7 protein-coding genes are annotated in these 7938 nt (G+C 52.1%); 5 read left to right on the forward strand and 2 right to left on the reverse strand.

Annotated elements, in window-relative coordinates; genetic code table 11:
* From BP822_RS02755 to BP822_RS02775, 5 genes are all read left to right on the forward strand, one after another.
* Positions 1-3762: Eco57I restriction-modification methylase domain-containing protein (locus tag BP822_RS02755; protein ID WP_286877685.1), on the forward strand; the 3762-nt coding region annotated here is incomplete at its 5' end.
* A 174-nt stretch (positions 3763-3936) separates the two neighbouring features.
* Positions 3937-4236, forward strand: coding sequence for a PIN domain-containing protein (locus tag BP822_RS02760; RefSeq protein WP_273467446.1), 300 nt, complete (start codon positions 3937-3939; stop codon positions 4234-4236).
* A complete protein-coding gene (locus BP822_RS02765) occupies positions 4233-4445 on the forward strand; it encodes a hypothetical protein (protein WP_013718899.1) in 213 nt (70 codons plus the stop codon). Before BP822_RS02760 ends, BP822_RS02765 begins: the two co-directional genes overlap by 4 nt.
* A gap of 179 nt (positions 4446-4624) precedes the next feature.
* Positions 4625-5200 (forward strand): hypothetical protein, encoded by a 576-nt coding sequence (locus tag BP822_RS02770; protein WP_286877686.1) that lies wholly within the window; start codon positions 4625-4627, stop codon positions 5198-5200.
* An 18-nt stretch (positions 5201-5218) separates the two neighbouring features.
* Positions 5219-6718, forward strand: coding sequence for an RNB domain-containing ribonuclease (locus BP822_RS02775; protein WP_286877687.1), 1500 nt, complete (start codon positions 5219-5221; stop codon positions 6716-6718).
* Positions 6719-6850: 132 nt separating this feature from the next.
* On the opposite strand, the gene BP822_RS02780 is transcribed toward BP822_RS02775, so the two are convergent.
* Both BP822_RS02780 and BP822_RS02785 read right to left on the reverse strand, forming a co-directional pair.
* On the reverse strand, positions 6851-7162 hold the full coding sequence (locus tag BP822_RS02780; protein ID WP_286877688.1) for a hypothetical protein: 312 nt from the start codon (positions 7160-7162) through the stop codon (positions 6851-6853).
* 83 nt (positions 7163-7245) lie between these two features.
* Positions 7246-7869 (reverse strand): S16 family serine protease, encoded by a 624-nt coding sequence (locus BP822_RS02785; RefSeq protein ID WP_286877689.1) that lies wholly within the window; start codon positions 7867-7869, stop codon positions 7246-7248.
* Positions 7870-7938: the final 69 nt, after the last annotated feature.

Raw genomic sequence — 7938 nt, forward strand, 5'->3', positions numbered from 1 at the left:
CTGCATCATGATCCCCTGAAGCCCGATTATGCCTTCTTTCCCGATGCTGAGGCGCTGAATGAGGCCTATTCCCAAAAGGGCTCGGATGACTTTTATAAGAGGTCGGTGGCCGTTGGAGATGCCAAGGCCTGGAATGTGGTTCTAGATAAGAGCCGTCAGGGAAGGGTGCTGCGGGAGATGACCAACCCCAGCTTTCAGATCGACAACTACCTGAGGGCAACCCCGCCCAAATGGGCGATCCTCACCAATGGCAGGCTGTGGAGGCTCTACCATGAGGACTCAAGCGTGAGCATGGACTCATATTATGAGGTGAACCTTCCCGATCTGATCGCCCGGATCGAAGAGACTGGTGACCTATCAATATTCAAGTATTTTTATCTTTTCTTCCGGAGGGAGGCCTTTCCCGAGACTCCCCTCGGACCCTCCTTCCTGGATAAAATTCGGGAGGAAAGCTTAGCATATGCCCAGAAGGTGGGCGAGGACCTGCAGGAGAATGTCTACCGGGCGATGAAGGTCCTGGCGGAGGGCTTCATCTATGAGCCGGCAAACTCGCTATGGCCACTGACAGTTCCGCAAGATCAGGAGCGGATGCTCAGAGAGGTTCAGGAGAACTCACTCCGTCTGCTCTACCGCCTTTTATTCATCTTCTATGCGGAGAGCAGAAGGCTCCTCAAAGTAGACAACCGCCACTACAAAGAGATGAGCCTGCGCCGGCTAAAAGAGGAGATAGCAGGCAAGAAGGATCGAGGTGAAAAAATCCTCGCAGTCCAGTCCACCTACTGGGAGAGCCTGAGGGACCTGTTCCGGCTGATCAATGACGGGAGCGAGGCCTTCGGCTACTCCAAAGAGGAGTTTTACATTCCGGCCTACAATGGAGGGCTGTTCGATCCGGCCAAAAATCCCTTTCTGGCGGAGAAGAGGATAGGAAACTCCTATCTGGCGGAGGCCATCGATCTGCTGGCCCGGTCCCAGGGAGAGAACGGCCCGGTCTTCGTCGACTATTCCTCTTTAGATATCCGCCATTTGGGATCGATCTATGAGGGCATTTTGGAGTACAGGCTGAACATCGCCACAGAATCGATGGTGGCGGTCAAGGAGAAGAGCAAGAAGGGAAAGGAGGTCTGGCTGCCGAAAAGAGAGGCAGGAGGCAAGAAAGTCTCAGACAGCGTGGAGGCGGGCGGCCTGTATCTGGTGACGGACAAAGGAGAGAGGAAGGCCACAGGCTCCTTTTACACCCCTCAGTATATTGTAAAGTACATTGTGAAGAACACCCTGGAACCTCTCATCAAGCCCATGATGGAGGAGGCCTCGATGGATGCAGATCTCAGGACCGATTTGTTGCGAAAGCTGCTTTCCATAAAGGTGCTCGATCCGGCCATGGGCTCAGGCCATTTCCTGGTGGAGGCCACGGACTACATCGCCCGGGAGATCATCCATGCCCGGGAGATTGCCCGGCAGGAGGACGAGGACTCAGATGCGATAGCAGAAAACGACATCCACTGGGCGAGAAGAGAGGTGGTGAGAAACTGCATCTACGGGGTGGACCTCAACCCCATGGCGGTGGAGCTGGCCAAGCTCTCATTGTGGCTCAAGACGGTGGCCTCAAACAAGCCGCTCAGCTTCTTGGACCACCATTTGCGATGCGGAAACTCCCTCATCGGCGCAGACCTGGAAAAGCTCTCCGTCCTGCCGGGCACGAAGGCCCAGGAGCCGCCGCTGTGGAGCTTTGGGCTGAAGAGCCACACTGATAGTCTGCTCCGAAAATACAGCCTGATGTCCGCCCTGCCGGATGACAGCCTGCAGATGGTGAAGTGGAAGGAGGAGCAGTTCAGGCAGATCAAGGAGTCGGAGCTATCCCGGAGGCTGGCGGAGCTGGCCAATGTCTGGCTGTCCACGTTCTTTGGAAACAAGGTCAAAGAGGACGATTACTATGAGCTGCAGGGCCACCTCAGCCCGGAGAAATTCCCGGACTGGGCCGGGTTGCGGGAGAAAGAGTGGTTTGGCCGGGCGCAGGAGATTGCGGGGGAGAAGAGGTTCTTCCACTGGGAGCTGGAGTTTCCGGAGGCTTTTTCGGGGGAGGGGCGCGGATTCGATGTGGTGATTGGGAATCCGCCATACGTACGTGTGCAAGAACTCTCCCATGAAGATACAGATTATTTCAAGTCTTTATTTTGTACGGCATATAAAAGAGTGGATATTTCGATTCTATTTTTTGAGGTTGCACTTAAATCGATATCAGAAAATGGAATAGCTGCGTACATCTCTTCGACGCAATTTTTAACTTCAGAATATGGAAGACAACTACGAAAATTATTATTGAAAAATAGAATTCTATCGCTTTTAGATTTTAAGGACCTCCCCGTATTTGAAGAGGCCACTACATATGCTGGCATAATAATTTTCTCGTCAGGTGAACCTCAACCCTTTAATTATTATGAAATCGAAAATCTGCCATCAAATAAGCATTGCCAATTGGTTACAGGAAATGGTTTTAAAATTGACTCTGCAATTTTAAATGATAATTCATGGCAGCTAGTAGATAATAGATTAAAGATGATATTGAACAAAATCGGTGATAATTTAATATCAGGAAAATTATCATCTATTGCAGATACAAAAGGAGGGGTAATAACTGGCAAGGACGATATTTTCAACCTCGATCAATCGAAAATTGAAGAATGGAAGATCGAGCGAGAGCTTTTATTGCCATTAGTCAGAGGGCCTGATGTGAGTCGTTATTATGCCGCCCCAAGTATGTTTCTCCTATATCCATACGAGCAAATACAAAATGGAGACTCAAAGCTCTTGTCAGAGAAGAAGCTGAGGGATTCTTTCCCCTATGCTTATGCTTATCTAAGATCTCATGAAGAGGAACTCAGAGATCGAAAGGACTCCAGAAAATCTGTGGGAAGTTCAAATGATTGGTATAAGCTGATCCGATATGGATCGAATCGTCTATTCCAAAGCAAAAAGATTTTAACTCCAGGAGAGAGCATGAGAAATTCCTTTGCAGTTGATTGCACTGGATCGGCTTTTAGTTTTGCTAGAGTATATGCAGTAGTTGCAGAAAAAGTTAAAACCGATTTTTTGGCTGCTATCCTAAATTCGAAAGTCCTTGAATTCTTTTTACACTCTATCTGTCCTATTAAACGTGGTGGTTATTTCACATTTTCATCGACTTATCTTGCCGAGATCCCCATTCGTCGCATCTCCTTTACTACCCCCGCCCCAGAGCGCGCCCGCCTGGTGGCGGAGCTGCAGCAGCTCTATGACGAAGGAAAGGATGATGAGATCCTGGCCGGCGTGGAGGCCCTGCTGCCCAAGGACGAAGCGGGCAATTTCATCACCGAGGAGGAGAAGTCGGACGTGGTCCACGATCTTCTCGCCTTCCTGGCGGAGAGGATGCTGGAGATGAACAAAGTTAAGCAAAAGGAGATCAGGGGCTTCCTGGACTGGCTGGAGGGCTACCTGGGGGCGAAGATTGAGGACCTCAAGCCCAAGACGAGGATCCTGAGCTACTATGAGAGCGATTATGAGAGCCTGCTGGCGGTCCTCAAGAAAAACAAAAAGAAGCTGGCAGTCGACCCCTCCCGCCGGGAGCCGGGGGAGTTGCTGCGGGCGGAGTTCGAGGGGTCCAAAAAGAAGCTCGACCCCCTGATGGAGAGGATCAGGAGGACGGATGAGCTGATCGATGCCGTGGTCTACAGGCTCTACGGGCTGACGGATGAGGAGATCGGGATTGTGAAAGGAAATTCAGCGTGAAGATGCATGTTACAGGAGAAGGAATATTCAATGGATCTGATATATCTTGATTACAATTGCTTTCAAAGAAGATTTGATGATACCAGCCAGATCAAGATCCAGCTTGAGGCTCTAGCCTGTGAAGAGATCTTTCTGAGAGCGGAGATTGAACAGATCCAACTGGCCTGGTCCTTCATGCATGAGGACGAGACCTTACTCTGCCCCTTTCCAAATAGAATGAATGTAGCTTTCATACTATCCACCCTCTGCAAGATCAGAATTGGACCTGATGATAAAATCTATGAGTGTGCTCTGGAATATCAGAGAAAATCCAGAATAACACCAAAAGATGCCCTCCATCTTGCATCTGCCAATTTCATCGGAGCCGATTACTTCTTAAGCTGCGACAACAGATTATTAAATCAGGCCAAGAGACTAGAACTGGAAATTGTGATCTCAAATCCAGTGGACTACATCAGATTGGAGGATATATGACTGAGAGGGCCAAGACGCTCGATGATGCTGAACTGAGACTCGTTGGGATAGATGCCTTGAATAAGGCTTTGGGTCCAGCCAAAGCGCTCCGATTCCTTGCTCTATTCCACCATGAACCTACTGATTACGTAGAGATCTCAAGAAGACTATATGAAAATCAGAACACAGAAGAGATATTTAAGAGGGCAAAAGAGCATTGGAGAGGCTAGTGTCCAAGCCTTGAACTATCCTGAAACTCTAGATTCGCTAATGCCCCGGACGCCTGACTGAAAAAACTGCACACCATACCTCCATTTTTCGAATCAAAGGCAAAGCGTCATTCTCCCGGTTCCATCCCGGCTGGAGAAAGCTTAAAAGTGATCAGAGCCAGAACATTCATTCATGATAAATGATGCGAATTTTGTTCAGGGAGGCGATATCTGCCATGACGGTTACTTTTGAGCCTCGCACCAGATTGAAGCATCTGGAGGAGTATGTAACCAAGATTCACCTGAAGCTCCCCCCAGAGGAGGCAAAGGTGCAGCTCTTGAGGTGCAGGATCGTGGCCTACGGCCTGATCGCCGAGATCGGGGAGAAGGCATACAACAAAGCATTTGTGGACCAGATCTTCGCCCAGGCCTACCGGAACCTCTCTGAATCAACCGGTCAGGACCTGCGAGACCCCTTCTCAGATCCCTGCGCCAGCCAGTACCAGATCCTGGATGAGCTGAGGTCCTATGGCCGGAGGGACCTGCCAGAGCCTTTCCTGAGATTCATCCGGGCGGAGTTCAAGAAGGCCTTCGTCCCCACCATGAGGCTATTGACCGACCTGTGTTCATCAGAGAATAAGTACTCCTGGGAGGAGGTAAAGCTGCAGCTCGTGGAGATCATGGACCACTTGGGAGTGGATGTGACCTGGGAGGAGTGCGAGGAGAAGCTGGAGAAGTATATGAAAAAGATAGGTGGAACAATTTATATCAATTGAGTTCTTTCGGAATAATTCATGATTACCAGGGGCAAAAGACCAGAAGCTCAGAACCGGACCATCTTGCAGAAAGTCGCCAGAGGAATAATGCTCATGCGGGGCCTTCAAACCGATTTCTCGCCAGAGTGCCTCTCCGAGCTCGCCCGTATCAACGGTCCAGCCAAGGCTGATGGCGCCCCCCATATCCGCGACCTGAGAGGGCTGCTCTGGGCCTCCATAGATAACGATGACTCCGAGGACCTGGATCAGCTTACCGTGGCCGAGCCCCTGGACGACGGAAAGGCCAGGATCAGGGTAGCAGTGGCAGACGTGGACAGCCTGGTCCACAAGGACTCTGCCATCGACCTTGATGCTCAGGCCAACACCACCTCCGTCTACACTGCAGCCCAGATCTTCCCCATGCTCCCTCTGAAGCTCTCCACCAACCTCACCTCTCTGAACCTGGACCAGGACCGTCTGGCGGTGGTGGTGGATATGACCGTTGCCCCCGACGGCTCGCTGGTCGACTCAGACGTCTACCGGGCGGTGGTGCATAACCACGCCAAGCTGGCCTATAACAGCGTGGCCGCCTGGCTGGAGGGAACTGGGCCCATGCCCCAAGCGGTTAGCGCCATGGACGGCCTGGCGGAGAACCTTCTCCTCCAGGATAAAGTGGCCCAGAATATGAAGAGCCTCCGCCATAAAGAGGGCGCTTTAAGCCTGGAGACCATTGAGGCCAAACCGGTCTTCAAGGGGGAGAGGCTCTGCGACCTTTTAGTGGAGGAGACTAACCGGGCCAAACAGATCATCGAGGACTTCATGATCGCCGCCAATGGAGTGACCGTCCGCTATCTGACCGAGCGAAATATGCCCTCCATTCGCAGAGTGGTGCGGGTTCCCAAGAGATGGGACCGGATCGTCCAGATCGCCGCTCAGCATGCCTTCAAGCTTCCCCCCAACCCCAGCTCAAGAAAGCTGGAGATATTCCTGAACATGATGAAGAAGAAAGATCCCCTCCGCTTCCCCGATCTGTCCCTGGCGGTAATCAAGCTGCTGGGAAATGGCGAGTACGTGGCAGAACTGCCCGAGACGGAGCCCATAGGCCACTTCGGCTTGGCGGTCAAGGATTACGCTCACTCCACCGCTCCCAACCGGCGCTATCCCGATCTGATCACCCAGAGGCTGCTCAAAGCAGCCATTGAGAATAAGCCCCTGCCCTACTCAATACGTGAGCTGGACCGTCTGGCCGACCACTGCACCAGGAAAGAGGATATCGTGGCCAAGGTGGAGCGGCAGGTGAGCAAGTCAGCTGCCGCCCTTCTGCTGGAGCCCCGGATCGGGGAGAGGTTTAGCGCCATGGTCACCGGCTCATCGGAGAAGGGCACCTGGGTGCGGCTGCTGGACATTCCAGTGGAAGGGATGCTCAAAGGAAAAAGAAAAGGAATCGATGTAGGAGACGAGATCACTGTAGAATTGATCTCTGTGGATGTGAACCTCGGGTTCATCGACTTCAAGCAGGTTGAGGATAGGATCAAATAGACCGATCGAATAGGCCTGTTAATGGGGATGGATCCAACTGGGCCCATCCCCAAGAGCAGCCCGTCCCAAATGATCGTGATAGCAGGATAGCCAGCTGCAGGGGTGGCCTGCTGAAGAATACTCTTCCCTTGCCTACTCCTCCTGCACGGGAATCTTCAACGATTCCGCCTCCACCAGCATCTGTCCCGGGTAGATAAAATCGTATAGCTCGCGGTTGAAGCCGCTTGCTGTGGTATGGGCATCATAGATGCCGTAGAGCCATGGCAGGACGAGCCAGGCGAGGAGCAGTATCAGCAGACCTTTCAGATATTCGCCCAGGTATATCTGGCCCCCTCCGGGAATGAAGATGCTGATCAGAGTGATCAAACCAACGTTCTTTTTCATCGACTCATACAGGAGGATTTTCTGGCCCAGGTCCATCGATGCGACGGCATCCTTAATCATAATTCGATCTGATTCATCCGTAATATCAACCCCAATATAGATTGCAGCACCTGAAAATAGATATTCCTATCCCCCCCAAAAGGTCAGCCCTCAAAGAAATAGGGCAGAGCTTCATCGATATTGGAGACCTCGACCACATTCAGGCCCAGCTCCTCATATGCCGCCTGGGAGATGTTCAGAGTTCTGGGCACATATTTGGACCTCATGATATCGAAGCCTAGATCGGTTGACCTGCGCTCAACCTGCCTCTCATAATAGATAACATCGGCCTGGCCCTCGGGGATCAAAAAGTACTTGTAGCCGGCATCTGACACCGCTTTTGTCTTTTCCAGCACGCTGCCGATCTGGCCTATGGATCCGTCCTCGTTTATGGTTCCGGTTATCACCGCATCCTTTTTGATATCCCTGTCCTCCAGGGCGGCAATGGTGAGGATGGCCGCTGCCGCTCCAGCGCTCTCCCCGCCAATGAGCTGCGCTCTGGTGGAGGTGAAGTTGAAGACGAAATCCATATCCAGTTTGGCGCCGGGATAGCGGGACCGGGCAACGGCCACCGCCTTCTTTACGGCATATTGAACCTCGGGCTCGGAGAAGGGATTGGTGTCGATCAGGATGTCATTGCTGCCTGGAATCAGCCTCAGGTTCATCTTGCCCATGACACCGATCTCATCATCAGATACCGCCACTATCGGTATGCTCTTCTGGGCCATGGTGATGCTCCCCCCGGGAGGATCGCTCTGGCTGTAGACCGATAACCCCAGGGGGCCAGACAGCTCTCT

The organism is Methanosaeta sp. UBA458 (genome assembly GCF_002496085.1).
Taxonomy (GTDB): Archaea; Halobacteriota; Methanosarcinia; order Methanotrichales; family Methanotrichaceae; genus Methanothrix; species Methanothrix soehngenii.